General features: G+C 61.8%; 17 protein-coding genes. 4 read left to right on the plus strand and 13 right to left on the minus strand.

The genetic code is table 11. The annotated features are described in order from the left end of the window. Positions 1-70 precede the first annotated feature (70 nt). The 7 genes from ILFOPFJJ_RS08350 to ILFOPFJJ_RS08380 form a co-directional block, all read right to left on the minus strand. Positions 71-799, minus strand: a complete 729-nt coding sequence (locus ILFOPFJJ_RS08350) for a hypothetical protein (RefSeq protein WP_173510036.1) — start codon at positions 797-799, stop codon at positions 71-73. Positions 800-1244: 445 nt separating this feature from the next. Next, positions 1245-1751 carry a peptide-methionine (S)-S-oxide reductase MsrA gene (gene msrA, locus ILFOPFJJ_RS08355; protein ID WP_173510037.1) on the minus strand — a complete coding sequence of 169 codons (507 nt, stop codon included), beginning with the start codon at positions 1749-1751 and terminating at the stop codon, positions 1245-1247. Then, entirely contained in the window at positions 1752-2195 is a 444-nt protein-coding gene (gene msrB / locus ILFOPFJJ_RS08360; RefSeq protein ID WP_173510038.1) for a peptide-methionine (R)-S-oxide reductase MsrB, read from the minus strand. It abuts the gene before it with no gap. A gap of 107 nt (positions 2196-2302) precedes the next feature. Continuing rightward, a complete protein-coding gene (locus ILFOPFJJ_RS08365; RefSeq protein WP_173510201.1) occupies positions 2303-3178 on the minus strand; it encodes a LysR family transcriptional regulator in 876 nt (291 codons plus the stop codon). Between the two features lie 196 nt (positions 3179-3374). Further along, the gene (gene trxB, locus ILFOPFJJ_RS08370; protein ID WP_173510039.1) at positions 3375-4373 is read right to left on the minus strand and encodes a thioredoxin-disulfide reductase; all 999 of its coding nucleotides are present in this window, start codon (positions 4371-4373) and stop codon (positions 3375-3377) included. A 55-nt stretch (positions 4374-4428) separates the two neighbouring features. After that, the gene (locus ILFOPFJJ_RS08375; RefSeq protein WP_100674904.1) at positions 4429-4584 is read right to left on the minus strand and encodes a DUF1127 domain-containing protein; all 156 of its coding nucleotides are present in this window, start codon (positions 4582-4584) and stop codon (positions 4429-4431) included. Between the two features lie 58 nt (positions 4585-4642). Continuing rightward, a complete protein-coding gene (locus ILFOPFJJ_RS08380) occupies positions 4643-5167 on the minus strand; it encodes a YkgB family protein (protein WP_173510040.1) in 525 nt (174 codons plus the stop codon). A 252-nt stretch (positions 5168-5419) separates the two neighbouring features. Here ILFOPFJJ_RS08380 and ILFOPFJJ_RS08385 point away from each other — a divergent pair, with 252 nt between their 5' ends. Beyond that, positions 5420-6034, plus strand: coding sequence for a TetR/AcrR family transcriptional regulator (locus ILFOPFJJ_RS08385; RefSeq protein WP_173510041.1), 615 nt, complete (start codon positions 5420-5422; stop codon positions 6032-6034). A 77-nt stretch (positions 6035-6111) separates the two neighbouring features. Here the strand turns inward: ILFOPFJJ_RS08385 and pdhA are convergent, their stop codons facing one another. From pdhA to ILFOPFJJ_RS08410, 5 genes are all read right to left on the minus strand, one after another. Further along, entirely contained in the window at positions 6112-7080 is a 969-nt protein-coding gene (gene pdhA / locus ILFOPFJJ_RS08390; protein WP_173510042.1) for a pyruvate dehydrogenase (acetyl-transferring) E1 component subunit alpha, read from the minus strand. Between the two features lie 55 nt (positions 7081-7135). Then, entirely contained in the window at positions 7136-7330 is a 195-nt protein-coding gene (locus tag ILFOPFJJ_RS08395; RefSeq protein ID WP_173510043.1) for a hypothetical protein, read from the minus strand. A gap of 124 nt (positions 7331-7454) precedes the next feature. Next, a complete protein-coding gene (locus tag ILFOPFJJ_RS08400; RefSeq protein ID WP_173510044.1) occupies positions 7455-8366 on the minus strand; it encodes an NAD-dependent epimerase/dehydratase family protein in 912 nt (303 codons plus the stop codon). Positions 8367-8712: 346 nt separating this feature from the next. Beyond that, positions 8713-9168 carry a carboxymuconolactone decarboxylase family protein gene (locus ILFOPFJJ_RS08405; RefSeq protein ID WP_173510045.1) on the minus strand — a complete coding sequence of 152 codons (456 nt, stop codon included), beginning with the start codon at positions 9166-9168 and terminating at the stop codon, positions 8713-8715. A gap of 15 nt (positions 9169-9183) precedes the next feature. Further along, positions 9184-9606 (minus strand): cupin domain-containing protein, encoded by a 423-nt coding sequence (locus tag ILFOPFJJ_RS08410; RefSeq protein WP_173510046.1) that lies wholly within the window; start codon positions 9604-9606, stop codon positions 9184-9186. A gap of 120 nt (positions 9607-9726) precedes the next feature. Between ILFOPFJJ_RS08410 and pdxR the strand changes: the two genes are divergently transcribed. Both pdxR and ILFOPFJJ_RS08420 read left to right on the plus strand, forming a co-directional pair. Further along, a complete protein-coding gene (gene pdxR / locus ILFOPFJJ_RS08415; protein ID WP_173510047.1) occupies positions 9727-11133 on the plus strand; it encodes a MocR-like pyridoxine biosynthesis transcription factor PdxR in 1407 nt (468 codons plus the stop codon). A 210-nt stretch (positions 11134-11343) separates the two neighbouring features. Further along, positions 11344-11997: a glutathione S-transferase family protein gene (locus ILFOPFJJ_RS08420; protein WP_173510048.1), complete on the plus strand. Its 654-nt coding sequence runs from the start codon at positions 11344-11346 to the stop codon at positions 11995-11997. A gap of 57 nt (positions 11998-12054) precedes the next feature. On the opposite strand, the gene ILFOPFJJ_RS08425 is transcribed toward ILFOPFJJ_RS08420, so the two are convergent. Beyond that, positions 12055-12615: a P-loop nucleotide/nucleoside kinase family protein gene (locus ILFOPFJJ_RS08425; RefSeq protein ID WP_173510049.1), complete on the minus strand. Its 561-nt coding sequence runs from the start codon at positions 12613-12615 to the stop codon at positions 12055-12057. 286 nt (positions 12616-12901) lie between these two features. Between ILFOPFJJ_RS08425 and ILFOPFJJ_RS08430 the strand changes: the two genes are divergently transcribed. After that, entirely contained in the window at positions 12902-14014 is a 1113-nt protein-coding gene (locus tag ILFOPFJJ_RS08430; RefSeq protein ID WP_173510050.1) for an acyltransferase family protein, read from the plus strand. Positions 14015-14025 lie beyond the last annotated feature (11 nt).

Raw genomic sequence — 14025 nt, forward strand, 5'->3', positions numbered from 1 at the left:
CGCCTTGAAACTACGCAATTTCTGACGGAAAGCCGTTGCTGTACAGGACCGGCACCGCGGCAGCGTCATCTCAGAACAGCGCGTAATCCGACAGCTCGATCGTGACGGCGTTGAAATCGCGGTCGAGAGTGCGATCCGGCTTGAGTGTGAACACGCTGCGGCGGGTCGGGTACTTCAGCCCGTCAACGTCGACGTAATCAGATATAAAGTGCGCGGCCGGCGTGTCGGCCCACACATCAACCGTATAATCGTGACGGCGCAGCAGCCCATCCGAGCCGAAGTAGAAGCGCTGTTCTCGCGTGTGGCTGTGTACGCCTTCGGGAAACTGGACGGCTACGCCGCGGAGCGTCTCACCTTCGTTCTCGATCGGGGCAATGTCGCGAGCTTCATAGCCGGGCTCGCCGAAAACGAACGGCGTCGCATGATACGTCCACATGGCATAGCCGTTGAAGTAGGCGAGGTTCAGCGGGTCCCATTGTCCGTTGAAGCTGCGATCGAACGCTTCACGTCCGTTGTTTCGCTCGGCGATAACAGAGCCATCTCCGGCGGTGATCTCCACACGCTCGGGAGTCCAGGTCATCGTCCAATCCGGTTCTCCAAAGGGAGTAACTCGGGTCCACTGCCGGTGGAACTCGCTTGTTGCACGCCGCGGCACAGGGATCAAAGGAGCGCCTTTCAGCTCCCATAGCTTTCCACCGCTCAGTATCGTTGAGGCAATACCCTTGGACTTGCGCCAGCGGTCGTGCCCGCCATGCGCTTCCAGAGCCTCTTGCAGCAGCGGGTGCAACTTGCCATGCATCGATCTTCTCCTCAATTGGGATCGCGACGACTATTTGGGCGCTTGCAGGCGACGTACGTCCTCCGCGGCTTCCAACGTGGAATCCGCTCGGATATTGCAAGAGACGGCTCCTGAACGTGAACGGGCCGAGGATAGCACCTTTTGTGCCTCAAATCTTTTTTGGACGGACAGCACTTCAATCGCTTCGGCGATCTTGTTCGCCTTGGAAGTGCAGGCGCTCTCAATGAGCGACTTCATGACGGCTGGTGAAGGTCAAATGCACCGCGGGGGCTGCGCTGCATGATGTAGCGGCACACGCCGCCGAGATCTTTGGCGCCGGCCGATGCGATCTGATTGACATACCGTCGGCCGCTGAGGGAAGCGCGTTCAGCCTGAACGCGCTTCCTTGCTGCCTCGATGAGCAGCTATGACCGCGGCAACAAACGCCGCGGCCAGAGGCGGCCGGTTACTCGGCCGCCGACCGCCGGGGCAGCACCCAGTCGGGGCGCGGGAAGTGGCAGGTGTAGCCGCTGGGGTAGTTCTCCAGGTAATCCTGGTGCTCCGGCTCCGCCTCCCAGAAGTCTCCCACCGGCTCGACTTCGGTCACGACCTTGCCCGGCCACAGGCCCGAGGCCTCGACGTCTGCAATCGTGTCCTCGGCAACTCGCTTCTGCTCGTCGTCGACATAGTAGATAGCCGAGCGGTAGGAGGTGCCGATGTCGTTGCCCTGTCGGTTTTTCGTGGTCGGATCGTGGATCTGGAAGAAGAACTCCAGAATCCGCCTGTAGCTGATCTTCTCGGGATCGAAGACGATCTCGATGCCTTCGGCGTGGGTACCGTGATTGCGGTAGGTCGCATTCGGCACATCGCCGCCGGTGTAGCCCACGCGGGTGTCGATGACGCCGGGGAGCTTGCGGATCAAATCCTGCATCCCCCAGAAGCAGCCACCAGCCAAAACAGCTCTCTTGGTCATTCAGATATCCTCCACCTGGTTGATATAGGCGCCGTAGCCCTCGGCCTCCATTTCCTCGCGCGGAATGAAGCGCAGTGCGGCGGAATTGATGCAGTAACGCAGTCCGCCCCGGTCTTCAGGGCCGTCGGGAAACACATGGCCGAGATGGCTGTCGCCATGCACCGAGCGGACCTCGGTGCGGATCATGCCATGTGAGTTATCCCTGAGTTCGTTGACGTTTGCCGGTACGATCGGCTTGGTAAAGCTCGGCCAGCCGCAGCCGGAATCGAACTTGTCGGCCGAGGCGAACAGCGGTTCGCCGGAAACGATGTCGACATAGATTCCCGGCGTTTTGTTGTCGGTGTACTCCCCGGTGAAGGGGCGTTCGGTGCCGTTCTGCTGCGTTACCCGATACTGCTCGGGCGTAAGCTTGCTGACCGCTTCGTCGGTTTTTCTATAGGTCATTGCCCTTGTCTCCGTTGCTGGATTTGTTGCCTGAATATGGCGAGCCGTCATGCCGATTCCCAATATAGGGTGTGCATAGATTCCATAGCCGCGCGACAGGCGCCCGCTCATGACCAGTCGTGCCGGGCCGCCGACTGCGCGATCTTGCGGATCTCGAGCGGTGTGCCGGAACCGGAGACCGTCACAAATACCAGTTCGCGCTCCAGGGAAATCCCTTCGACCGGACGGGTAACGATGCCCTGCACGACGATGGACCGCTCGGGCATGATGCAGATCGCACGGCCCTCGGCGACCACCTGCTGGACCCAGTCCTCGCGGTCGGCACTGAAGCGCGGCTGCATGACCGCATCGTGGTCCATCAGGTGCTCGGTGATCTCGGTGTGGAACTCGCACGCGAGCCGATCGACATAGGGATAGGCGGCGATCGCCTCGGTGCTGACGACATCCTTGCCCGCCAGCGGATGGCTCTCCGCGCAGGCGAGGAGGAACCGCTCGCGAAAGAGCGGCACGACGTTGAGCTTGGGGTTGGGGCGCGGCGCCCGCGGCAGGATACAGGCGTGATACCTGCCGGAAAGCACTTCGTTCGCGCCTTCGCCGGCCAATAGCTGATGCATGTTGATCTTCACGGAAGGAAGCTCGCCAAGCGCGGCGTCAAAGAATGCGGCAAATGCAGCGGGGCCGATGGTCGGGGCAACGGCGATATCGAGAATACGGCGCCGGCCGAGCACCGTGCTTTCGGAATGCTCGCGCACGTTTCTAAGCGCGAGCTCAATCCGCATGAACTCGGCCTGGACGTCGCGGCCGAGCGCTGTCAGGCGGCTGTCCTTGCCGTCGCGATAGATCAGCGGACTGCCCAAGTCTTCCTCGAGGCGCTGGATTGCCCGCGTGAGACTGGGCTGCGAGACACCGCTTCGACGCGCGGCTTCGGTGAAGTTCAATGTTTCAGCCAGATTGAGAAAGTACCTGACCTGATTGATGTCCATGGATCGGTCTAGCTTGGGCTTGGATTGAACGGCGATGATCTCGGCAAGAGGAGACATTGGCAGCTACCGGACGACGGTTGTCACTCCGGTGTCGTTCGAATGCAAGGGCATCCGGAAGCACGGACCTTTGCAGATGAACTGCGGGCGGGTCCGCGCTTCCTCAGGAGGCCGGCGGGTCGTCGGTGATCCGCTACACTTACGCTCCAACCATTTCCGCTTCACGCGGCTCGACCACCCGGGCGACCGGCTCGGGTGAATGCTCGGCGAGGAATTTCTCGGCTTCCAGGGCCGCCATGCATCCCATGCCGGCGGCGCTGATGGCCTGACGGAATACCGGGTCGATGACATCGCCGGCGGCCAGCACCCCGGGGACAGTCGTTTTCGTCGACCAGGAGCCAACCTTGATGTAGCCGTCCGCATCCATGTCGAGCTGGCCGCGAAACAACGCCGTTGCCGGATCGTGACCGATCGCGACAAAAAGGCCGTGCGTGGATAGCTCCTTCACGTCGCCCGTCTTCACGTCACGGATCCGAACGCCGGTCACCGACTTCCTCGGCTCGTGCTCGCCGATAACCTCCGCGATGACGTGGTTCCAGATCACTTCGACGTTCGGTTTGGCCAGGAGACGGTCCTGCAGGATCGACTCCGCGCGGAACCGATCGCGGCGATGAACGACCGTGACCTTGGAGGCAAGGTTCGACAGGTAGAGCGCTTCCTGCACGGCTGTGTTGCCGCCGCCGACAACGACCACTTCCCTGTTTCGGTAGAAGAAGCCGTCGCAGGTCGCGCAGGCCGAGACGCCAAATCCATTGAATGTCTTCTCGGAGGGAAGGCCAAGCCAGCGGGCCTGGGCTCCCGTCGCGATGATGAGTGCATCGGCGATGTACGTGTCGCCGGAGTCACCCTTGAGACGGAACGGGCGCTCGGAGAGATCGACGGAGGTGATGATGTCGTACACCACCTCGGTGCCGACATTCTCCGCCTGCTGCCGCATCTGCTCCATGAGCCAGGGGCCTTGAACGGGTTCGGCAAATCCTGGGTAGTTCTCGACATCCGTCGTGATCGTGAGCTGGCCGCCTGCCTGCAGCCCGGTCACGAGGAGCGGTTTCAGGTTGGCGCGGGCAGCGTAGATGGCGGCGGTATAACCGGCCGGTCCGGCCCCGATGATCAGGACCCTGGCATGATGCGTGTTCATGAGGTGGTCTCCTTCTGCGTCACGTCTGGGGTCAGCCGTGACGCAGTCTCGGGGTTCATTGATCGTATTGCCTGCGTGCGATGACATCGATTTCGTTGCGGGAAATGCCGACATCCTCGAGCAAGTGGTCGTTCAATTGCGTGAACGCTCGAAGGGTCCGGCGATAGCGCCGGTGGGCGCGGATTTTAGACAGAACAGAGGTCAGATACATGGGATGTTCCTTTCGTTGAACCGACCGGCACGGCCGGTCTGGGAATGGTGGCTTTTGGTCAAGCGTTGGTTGAGCGGAGCGCCGCGAGCGAGTCGACGGCAATCCAGAGGGAGAGGGCGAGCAGGCCGATGTCCTTGAGCAGGAACTGACCGGCAGCGACCGAGATCGCCGGAAAGCCGAGCTCCGGAACGGTGACTCCCGGGGTCGTCACCATGAAGCTGAGCGTGGTCGCGAACAGCCCGGCCGAGAGCAAACCGCCGACGAGCGAGTAAACCGGGTTGACGAGCCGTGCCGCGATCAGGGCGCCGATGCTGAGTTCGAGGAAGCCGAGAAGGCTCGAGAAGTCCCTTACGCTGAAGAGGGAATAGCTCCAGCTCAACAGCGGACTGTTGCCGACAAGGCCGGTCAGCCCTTCCGCTTCATAAGCGGTGAACTTCATACCGCCGAACCAGCCATAGATCACGACCAGCGAGATATAGAGGCCCGCCGCGCTGACGGCCCGGCCGTGGTGCTCGGCCAGATCGAGGGAAGCGGCGCGAGCCTGTGCGCGCGGGTGGGCCGCGGCGCTAGGAACACGAGGCATTGTCTTCTCCTTGGGTTGTCCGCGGTGGGCGATCCGCCCGGCTGACGCGGAATAAACGATACTGATCTGTATCGAATGAAAGAAGAAGTATACCGATCTGTATCGTTTGGCAAGAGCGGGTTCTGAAGAGATTCCCGGCCTTGTTCCCTATGTAACTCTTCCTTTGTGGAGCGTCGTCAGAAAGCCCCTTGTATTTGCCTTGCGCCACCGCTAAGAAAAGATACAGATCTGTTACATATTGCGAGGACGATAATGCGCCGTTCGGAAATCCGGGACCACCTGCTCGACACCGCACTCCGGCTGTTCAACCAGCACGGCTATCACGCGACGGGCATCGACCTGATCATCGCCGAGGCGGGGGTGGCCAAGACGACGCTGTACCGGCACTTCGAAACCAAGGAAGACCTGATCCTGGCCGCGCTCGAACGGCGCGACGAAGAGGACCGCAGTGCCATGCGTGCCTTTGTCGAGCAGCATGCGAGCGATCCGGTCGAGCGCCTTCTGGCGACATTCGATTTCCTCGAGGCCTCGGTCCGCGACAAGCAGTTCCGCGGCTGCATCTTCGTGAGCGCGGCGGGGGAGCATAAGGACACGGTCAATCCCGTGTTCCGCGCTGCCGTGATGCACAAGCGCCTGGCAATCGCCTATTTTGAGGAACTCGCCCATGCGGCGCGGTTTGCGGAGCCGAAGCGGATCGCGGCCGAGATCAACCTGCTGCACGAGGGCGCGATGGCCGTCGCGCAGATGACCCGGATCGCCGAGCCTGCCCGGCAGGCCAAACGCATGGCAGGCCAGTTGCTCGCGGCCGAAGAGCGGGTTCCGTCAGCCCGGGGAGGGGATGCAGGACAGCGAACGCAGGCTTCCTGAGCTTGGTCCTCCCACCGGCGTTCGGCCTTGCAGGGTGGAGGCCCGAGAGCCTGTCGCGAGCATGACACCCCACGACGTCAGAGCAGGATTTCGGTATAAAGTTCCGACGGATCAGGCTCGGGATCATTCGTGGCAAAATCGGCCGCTGCGTTGACGGTCTCGCGCGTCTCGCTGTCCATCGCCTTCAGTTCGTCCTCGGACAGCTTCCATTTCTCCAGCAGACGCCGGCGTACCAGATCGATCGGATCCTGCTCCTCGCGAACGCGGGTCACCTCATCCTTCGAGCGATACTTTGCCGGATCCGACATGGAGTGTCCGCGGTAGCGGTAGGTATGCATCTCAAGGATGTACGGGCCCTTGCCGGTGCGGGCATGCTCGATTGCGCTTTGAGCGGCTGCGCAGATGGCGCGGACGTCCATGCCGTCCACCGGCTCGCCGGGAATGGCGAAAGACACGCCGCGTTTGGAAAAATCGGTTTGGGCCGAGGCGCGGCTCATCTCCGTGCCCATGGCATAGCGGTTGTTCTCGATCACATAGACAATCGGCAGCTTCCATAGCGCGGCCATGTTGAAGCTCTCGTAGACCTGGCCCTGGTTGGCAGCACCCTCGCCGAAATAGGTCAGGCAGACATTACCGTTTTCCCTGTAGCGGTTCGCAAAGGCAATGCCGGTGCCGAGCGACACCTGAGCGCCAACGATACCGTGGCCTCCATAGAAGTGCTTCTCCTTGGAGAACATGTGCATGGAGCCGCCCTTGCCCTTCGACAGGCCGCCGCGGCGCCCCGTCAACTCGGCCATGACGCCGTTCGGGTGCATGCCGCAGGCCAGCATGTGGCCGTGATCCCGGTATCCGGTGATCACCTGGTCGCCCTCTTTCGTCGCCATCTGCATGCCGACGACAATGGCTTCCTGGCCTATGTAGAGGTGGCAGAAGCCGCGGATGAGGCCCATGCCATAGAGCTGCCCGGCCTTCTCCTCGAATCTGCGGATCAGCAGCATCTCGCGATAGGCATGCAGCTCTTTATCCCTGCCGAATTTCGGTGCCATGGCTGTCTCCGATCGTGTGTCAATTCAGCATGCTCCGCCCAGGGGCCGAGGACAGTCAGATCCTGCGGGGCAGGTGTATTTGCGGCTCGATGAAACTTGCGACGCCGTGCCTGAAGCTCCCCGCCGGGCCATGTCCCTGTCGTGGAATTGCGACACGTCCGAGCTGGTAATTCTTGGCCATCGCGATCACGCCAGTCAGCGCGGAGGGATGGCTGGCGCCATGATAGTTCATTTTTCCGGAAGCGGGCATCTATGTTCCAACCCGGCCCGCGCCTTGGCAGTCTGAAAGCGTCGGCCCGATCTGGTCCGGCGCCGCTCAAATTGCTGCAGCGCCGTGCGTCTGAAAACGCGCGGCGCTGCGGGGTGGCAATGCATCAGGCACCCTTCCACAGAAGCGGCCGTGGCGCGAAGGCGAGTTTTTCCTTCGCCCGGCGGTTGGACGCTCCGGAGAGGCGGGTGTGGTAGTAGACCGCTTCCTCGCCGGCCGTCTTCAGCGCGTCCTCCACGCTCAGGCGCTTAGGCTCCGGCGCATCGACCCAGCGGGCGAAGGCCGGCAGCCATTCGGCGACGGGCAGGGGATCGTCGTCGACGACATTGTAGACACCCGGTTCGGCTGTCAGCGAGGCAACCGTCGCGGCGACGGCGTCGTCGATGTGCACGAACGACCAGACGCCGGTTCCTTCGCCGATGATCGCCGACTCTCCCTTGCGCGCCTGATCCGCGATGGCTCCCTCCGGTCGGTACCAGGTGCCGGGACCGTAGAAGAAGCCATAGCGCAGCACGACGCCCGCCAGCGACGGCGAGGCAAGCACCCGGTCCTCATAGGCGCCGACGGTGCGCGTGCTCTCGCCGATCTCGCCGGGCGCGTCGTATCTGAGCCTCGCGGCCTCGTCGGCGAGCTCACCTGCCGGGGCCTCCAGATAGAAGCCGCGGGACTGCATGATATAGCGGCGGACGCCGAGCTTTTCGGCCGCGGCGATGAGATTGGCGCCGCCCTCGCGGTGAAGGCGTGTATCGTTTGGCATCGACTTGATGATGTCGGCGGGGTTGGCCGGAAGCCAGGTGAGCTGGTCGATCACCACGTCCGGCGCCGCCGCTTCGATCGCTTTATGGACCGCCTCCGGGTCGAAGGCATCGGCGAAAGACGCCGCCGCCCCGAGTTCGCGCAGACGATCAGACCCACGGCCGGGACGCGTCATGCCGGTCACCTGATGGCCAAGCGTCGTGAGCGCCCGTACGAGCGGCAGGCCGACGGCGCCTGTGGCGCCTGCGATGAATATCTTCATTAGCCAACTCCTTGGTTCGAGGGCATTTCATGGTTTCGGCTGCACGGTGGCAGCCTAGTCAGTTGCGGTATAGCGGGCTCTCCCGTGACCCTCATTCCTGTGCTTGTCACAGGAATCCAGCCAGCCCAAGTCCTTGGGCTGAAGAGAGTCTTCCGCGCCGCAGACGCGGCGCTGCTGGATCCCTGTGACGAGCACAGGGATGAGGGCGGAGAAAGCACCCGTTACGCTACGGTCGCGTACCGTGAACCGTGAAGTCGCTCTAACTCGTTGAAACAACGTAATCCCTGGCAGAGAGCCGTAAGATACTTGTCCTGGGACCAGAGGCTTCCGATGGAGGTGCCCCGTCCTAACTTTCCAGTGCAGCCTGCGGCGTATTGCGGAAACTGATCGCCATTCGGTTGTAGGTGTTCATCAGGCCGATCGCGATCGTCAGATCGACGAGTTCGCGCTCGTCGAACACGGCCCGCGCGGCCTCGTAGGCTTCGTTCGGCACGTTGGTCTCGGCAACGCGCGTGACCGTTTCGGCCCAGGCGAGAGCGGCCCGCTCACGCTCGTCGAAGAGATTGCCGGCTTCGCGCCACGCCTGCACCAGCGCGATCTTCTCGATCTTCTGCCCTTTTTTCATGAGGTCGCGGGTATGCATGTCGAGGCAGTAGGCGCAGTTGTTGATCTGCGAGATACGAAGATAGACCAGATCGACCAGGACAGGAGGGAGGCTGCTCTGCATGATGTAGCCGTAGACCCCGCCCAAGGCTTTGACGCCGGCTGGTGCGATCTGGTTGTAGTCGAGACGCTTGCTCATGTGTTTTGTTCCCGGTCAGTCTTGCTTGATGGTGGTGGTCAGTTCCTTTTCGTCGCTGTCGGCGACGATGACGGCGAGCAGCTTTGCGGGCTTGGTCTTGCTTGCATTGCGGCTGACGAGATGGGCGGACGCCGGCGGCTCGTACCAGCTCTCGCCGGCGCGATAGGTCTGGGTCGGGCCGTCGTTTACCTTCGACTCGATTTCTCCGGAGAGGACGTAGGCGAAGATGAAGGCTGACTTTGCGTGGTTGTGCGGGAGCGAGGCCCCACCCGGCGCATAGTCGACGATGAGCGTGCTCAGCTTCTTGCCCGGGATGTTCGGTATCGCCTTTTCGAAGTGGGGCGTAACGGTTTCGCCAAGGTCATGCGCTGCGGCAGGAATTGCGGTGGCGATTGCGAGGGCGGCGGCGGCGGCGCCAATCAAAGATCGTATGGTCATGATGACGGTTCTCCTTTGCGTCTGGTCACGAAGGCGTTTTTGCCTTGCCTCCTAGAAATGCCGGTTTCCTGGTTCTAAAAAAAGCACCAAGAACCGGCAAAAATCGTGTACTACGGAAGCATGGACAAGCCGCTGCAGTTGGAACTCGATCGGTCCGCGAAGACGCCGCTGGCCGAGCAGATACGCAAGGGCATCAGCACCGCGATCGAAAGCGGCGTGCTCGCTCCCGGCGCGCGTCTGCCCTCCTGGCTCGATCTCGCGGCCCAGCTTGGCGTCGCCCGCGGAACGGTGCGCTCGGCCTACGAAAAACTCTCCGCCGCCCAGCTCATCGTCGCATCGCGCGCGGGCGGAACGCGCGTCGCGGATCAGCCGGCCGCCATTGCCCGGGTCGAGCAGCCGCCCGATCCCGGCTCGTTCATGGAGCGCTATATCGAGATGACGGCGGGCCCGGCGATCTTCCAGATGGGCGTGCCCGCGCAGGAGACCTTTCCCGCGACACTCTTTGCCAGGATCCGCGCGCAGGCCGTTCGCGCGGAATCGAGCGCGCCGGCCATCTATCCCGACCCTCGCGGCGAACCGGACCTGCGGCGGGAGATCGCCGCCTATCTTGCGGTCGCGCGCCGCATCGAGTGTTCGCCGTCCCAAGTCATCATGACCGGCGGATATGCGAGCGGGCTCGGACTGGCGCTGCGCGTGCTCGGCCTCGAGGGGCGGAAGGTCTGGATGGAGGAGCCGGGCTTCCCGTTCACCCGGCGCGGCCTGGAACTCGCGCGATTGTCGCCGGTGCCGATCCCCGTGGATATCGACGGCATCGATGTCGATCACGGCATCCGCCATGCCCCGGATGCGGCGCTGGTCGTCGTGACCCCGGGGCAGCAGGCGCCGCTCGGGCCCACCCTGTCGCTGGCCCGCAGGCTGCGCCTGCTCGACTGGGCCGCGCAGGCGGAGGCCTGGGTGATCGAAGACGATTATCTCAGCGAATTGCAGCTCGACGGCCGCGCCGCGCCGGCGCTCGCCTCGCTCGATCGCGCCGGCCGCGTCATTCACATCGGCTCCTTCAGCAAGACCATCAGCCCGGCGCTCCGGCTCGGCTTTCTGGTCGCACCGCCGACGCTCGCCTCCCGTTTTGCGGAAGTCGCGGCCTGTCTCGCGCCGGCCCCCGGTCCGGCGGTGCAGTTCGCAGCCGCCGAGTTCATGCGCGAAGGCCACTACATGCGCCATCTCAGGCGCACGAAGCGCGTCTATGCCGCCCAACGCGACGCCTTGCTGAAATGCCTTCCGCCGGCCGCCGGCGAGGTGACCGTCGCCGGCTTGGCCGTGCTGCTGCGCCTGCCGGATGGCGCGCCGGACCTTGCCATTGTCAGGGAAACGGGGGCGTTCGGAATGGCCCCGGCACCGCTCTCGGTCTGGTACGCGTCGCCGGCTTCCGCGCAATCCGGCCTGCTGCTGGGCCTTGCGACGGCCCCGCAAAGGCAGCTCGCGAGATCCTGCGACCGCCTGCTCGGGATCATAGGGCGGTTCACGTGACGGCGCGGGAGCATGGCGGAGCGCGACCGGCGCTGCTTCAAGGAGGTGAGCCTTCCAGCGCGACCGCCTTGCGGAGAAGGCTGACGCTCAGCAGCAGCAGGAACGTAATCTTGAGCTTATGTTTGAGCTGCAAGGACTATCTTGACCATGGGGTGTCGGAACCTCGTCCAGCCAGTCGTCTTAAAGACGGACAAGCCATGGAGAACAACGATGACGATTACGATTACCGCCTTTGAACGCTCGCCCGATCGCGGCCAGGGTCTGGCGCGTGACATGCGCGTTCGCTGGGCGCTCGAAGAAGCGGGCCAGCCTTACGACGTTCGTCTTCTTTCGTTCAAGGCGATGAAGGAACCCGCGCATCTCGCGCTTCAACCTTTCGGGCAGATTCCGACCTATGAAGAAGGCGATCTCGCGCTCTTCGAGTCGGGGGCGATCGTGTTCCATATCGCCGAGCGCCATCAAGGCCTGCTGCCAGACGATGCGAATGCCCGGGCGCGTGCGATCGCCTGGATGTTTGCCGCGCTCAACACGGTGGAGCCGCCGGTTTTCGACCGCGCCCTCTGCATGATCCTTGAGCGCGACAAGCCTTGGTACGAGCATCGCCTGCGGTACCTTGAAGACAGCATCCGCAATCGGCTGGACAAACTTTCCGCTCGCCTTGGCGATGCCGACTGGCTCGACGGTGCGTTCAGCGCCGGTGACCTGCTGATGGTGACGGTGCTGCTCAGGCTGAAAAAAGGATCGGGCATACTGGAGGAATATCCGAACCTCTCCGCCTATGTCGCCCGCGCGGAAGCACGGCCCGCATACAAGCGTGCTTTCGACGCTCAGTTGGCCGTTTTCACCGCCGCCTCGGCCGGCTGACAAGGGGCCTGCTCCGGGGCCGTGAGGCGACGAAGGCGTGCGTCTCCTTCGTAGCTGTCAAGTGACGGAACCGAAGCATCCGGGCGAAGACAGAACCTCTTGAATCCAGTCGCAGATCATTGCCGCACTCTGCTCGGACGCAATATCCGTGGTATCGAGCCGCAGCAGATGTTCAGCCCCGTCCTCCATCAAGGGCCCAAGCACTGCCGGCAATTCCCGCCAATCGGTCAGCTTGCCGAGAGGCTTGCGATCTTCGGAGGCTATCCTCTTGAGATGTTCCTCATCGGAGCAGGTGATCGTCACGGCAAAAAACCGGGAGCCGCGTCGGTTCGCGAGATCACGAATGATGCGCCAGTTTTCCTGTGCCCACTCTGAGCGCCCATAGGCGTTGGTCATGATTACGGGGACAGTGGGGGAAATTTCGGCGACCCTCTGGAAAGCGGCATCTCGCACGGCGCGGACCAGCGCGTAGAACTCCGGCGAGCGGAAATCTGCTAGCGAAAACGCGGGATTATAGATGGCGTGATTGTCCAGCAAGCGTCCATCTAGGCGTTCTGCAACGTGACGAGCAATGGTGAGTTTCCCGACACCGGGCCACCCGTTCAAATGAATGATCATCGCTCCTCCACTCGCGTTGTGCGGCAATAGATACCAGTACCTGCGAGCATTCGAATGACAGCTGCCACAGGAAGGGGCCTTCCTTCGCTACCGCCTGGTTTTCAGGGCCGATCCGCCAGCTTTATCCATCCGACCTAAGTCCGATGCGAGGTGACAAAGGTCTTACTCCCATTGCAAGAATGTACCGGCCGGTGACATAATCATAGGTTGAGGGCTGAGGAACGACGGCAGCCGATCTACTTGCTGCTTTCTTCACCGGCTGAAAATCTCTCGTAGGATGTTGCGCTTGACCGCCCTGAGCGCCAGTGTTTCTGCGGTTGAACTACACAACCCGCCCTTCACGAGCGAGCGCCTCGCCTATATCCACTATTTTCGTGCGGTAGCAATTCTTCAGATTCTCATTCTGCATGCATGTCGTGTCTTCATGATGCGGGGGTTCGATGAGCAAGTTCCTCCGTCGAACCTTTTCTTGATCATTAACGACATTCTTTTTCATGATGCAACGATGTATTTGGCACTAATTTCGGCAATAATTTTCTCAGCACGTCTCTCACGCAGACCAGCACTCTATTTTTACAAGCAACGACTCTGGAATATAGGCGTTCCGTATCTGGCGATGTCTATCTTCTTCTCGACGCTGATTTTCTTCCGATCAACGGACGTTGTCGGAATTCACGATTTTATCGTCTTCGCGAAGACGTTATCATACAACGTTCTTTGGGGCGAAGCTCAAAACACGTATTGGTATATTCCGGTCATTCTGATGCTCTGGGTGCTCAGTCCGATCCTTTACAAGTTGCTTGGCACTGCCGCGAGATACCCGATGTTGATTGCGGCCGTTGTCTTGCCGCTCTTTTTCTCACGGACAGGAACCAACATTACGGTCTCTATGTGCATCTTCTTCACCGGCACCTACATCATTGGCTTGTACATAGGTGAGGCACTCGAGGAACGTTTGGGCGCGATCGCCCGATATCTGCCGGTGTTCGGCGCCGTCGCGGCCGTTACGACGGTTTTGCTCTGGTTCCTGTATACATACGGGATCGATCAATGGGGGCCGACGTCGCTGCGGGAGAGCGTGCATTTCGTCCAAAAGCTCTCGCTTGGCGCTATCGTCCTGGTCTGGCTCTGGCGATCGTGCGAGGGTCTCCCGGTCGTGATTGCACGCCCCTTGGACACAATCGCTTCGACCGCCTTCGGACTGTATCTCCTGCACGGCTTCATTTATCGCAGATTTCTTAAAATCGCGTCCGCGGTTTTTACTTCACCCGATTCGATCTGGAATCTGATCGGCGGAGGAGCCATCATCTTCTGTCTCGGATTACTCAGCTGCCTGGCGATCATCTTCCTGTCACGCAGGCTGCTCGGCAAACATTCACGCTTATTGATCGGCACATGACGTGGCGGAAC

Source organism: Sinorhizobium psoraleae, assembly GCF_013283645.1.
GTDB lineage: Bacteria > Pseudomonadota > Alphaproteobacteria > Rhizobiales > Rhizobiaceae > Sinorhizobium > Sinorhizobium psoraleae.

Coding starts and splice junctions, on each gene's coding strand:
- ILFOPFJJ_RS08395 (WP_173510043.1), bottom strand. CDS start 7,330: ATGCCCGCTTCCGGAAAAATGAACTATCATGGCGCCAGCCATCCCTCC.
- ILFOPFJJ_RS08375 (WP_100674904.1), bottom strand. CDS start 4,584: ATGTATCTGACCTCTGTTCTGTCTAAAATCCGCGCCCACCGGCGCTAT.
- ILFOPFJJ_RS08410 (WP_173510046.1), bottom strand. CDS start 9,606: ATGACCATACGATCTTTGATTGGCGCCGCCGCCGCCGCCCTCGCAATC.
- ILFOPFJJ_RS08385 (WP_173510041.1), top strand. CDS start 5,420: ATGCGCCGTTCGGAAATCCGGGACCACCTGCTCGACACCGCACTCCGG.
- ILFOPFJJ_RS08350 (WP_173510036.1), bottom strand. CDS start 799: ATGCATGGCAAGTTGCACCCGCTGCTGCAAGAGGCTCTGGAAGCGCAT.
- pdxR (WP_173510047.1), top strand. CDS start 9,727: ATGGACAAGCCGCTGCAGTTGGAACTCGATCGGTCCGCGAAGACGCCG.
- msrA (WP_173510037.1), bottom strand. CDS start 1,751: ATGACCAAGAGAGCTGTTTTGGCTGGTGGCTGCTTCTGGGGGATGCAG.
- ILFOPFJJ_RS08400 (WP_173510044.1), bottom strand. CDS start 8,366: ATGAAGATATTCATCGCAGGCGCCACAGGCGCCGTCGGCCTGCCGCTC.
- ILFOPFJJ_RS08425 (WP_173510049.1), bottom strand. CDS start 12,615: ATGATCATTCATTTGAACGGGTGGCCCGGTGTCGGGAAACTCACCATT.
- trxB (WP_173510039.1), bottom strand. CDS start 4,373: ATGAACACGCATCATGCCAGGGTCCTGATCATCGGGGCCGGACCGGCC.
- ILFOPFJJ_RS08380 (WP_173510040.1), bottom strand. CDS start 5,167: ATGCCTCGTGTTCCTAGCGCCGCGGCCCACCCGCGCGCACAGGCTCGC.
- ILFOPFJJ_RS08420 (WP_173510048.1), top strand. CDS start 11,344: ATGACGATTACGATTACCGCCTTTGAACGCTCGCCCGATCGCGGCCAG.
- ILFOPFJJ_RS08365 (WP_173510201.1), bottom strand. CDS start 3,178: ATGGACATCAATCAGGTCAGGTACTTTCTCAATCTGGCTGAAACATTG.
- pdhA (WP_173510042.1), bottom strand. CDS start 7,080: ATGGCACCGAAATTCGGCAGGGATAAAGAGCTGCATGCCTATCGCGAG.
- ILFOPFJJ_RS08405 (WP_173510045.1), bottom strand. CDS start 9,168: ATGAGCAAGCGTCTCGACTACAACCAGATCGCACCAGCCGGCGTCAAA.
- msrB (WP_173510038.1), bottom strand. CDS start 2,195: ATGACCTATAGAAAAACCGACGAAGCGGTCAGCAAGCTTACGCCCGAG.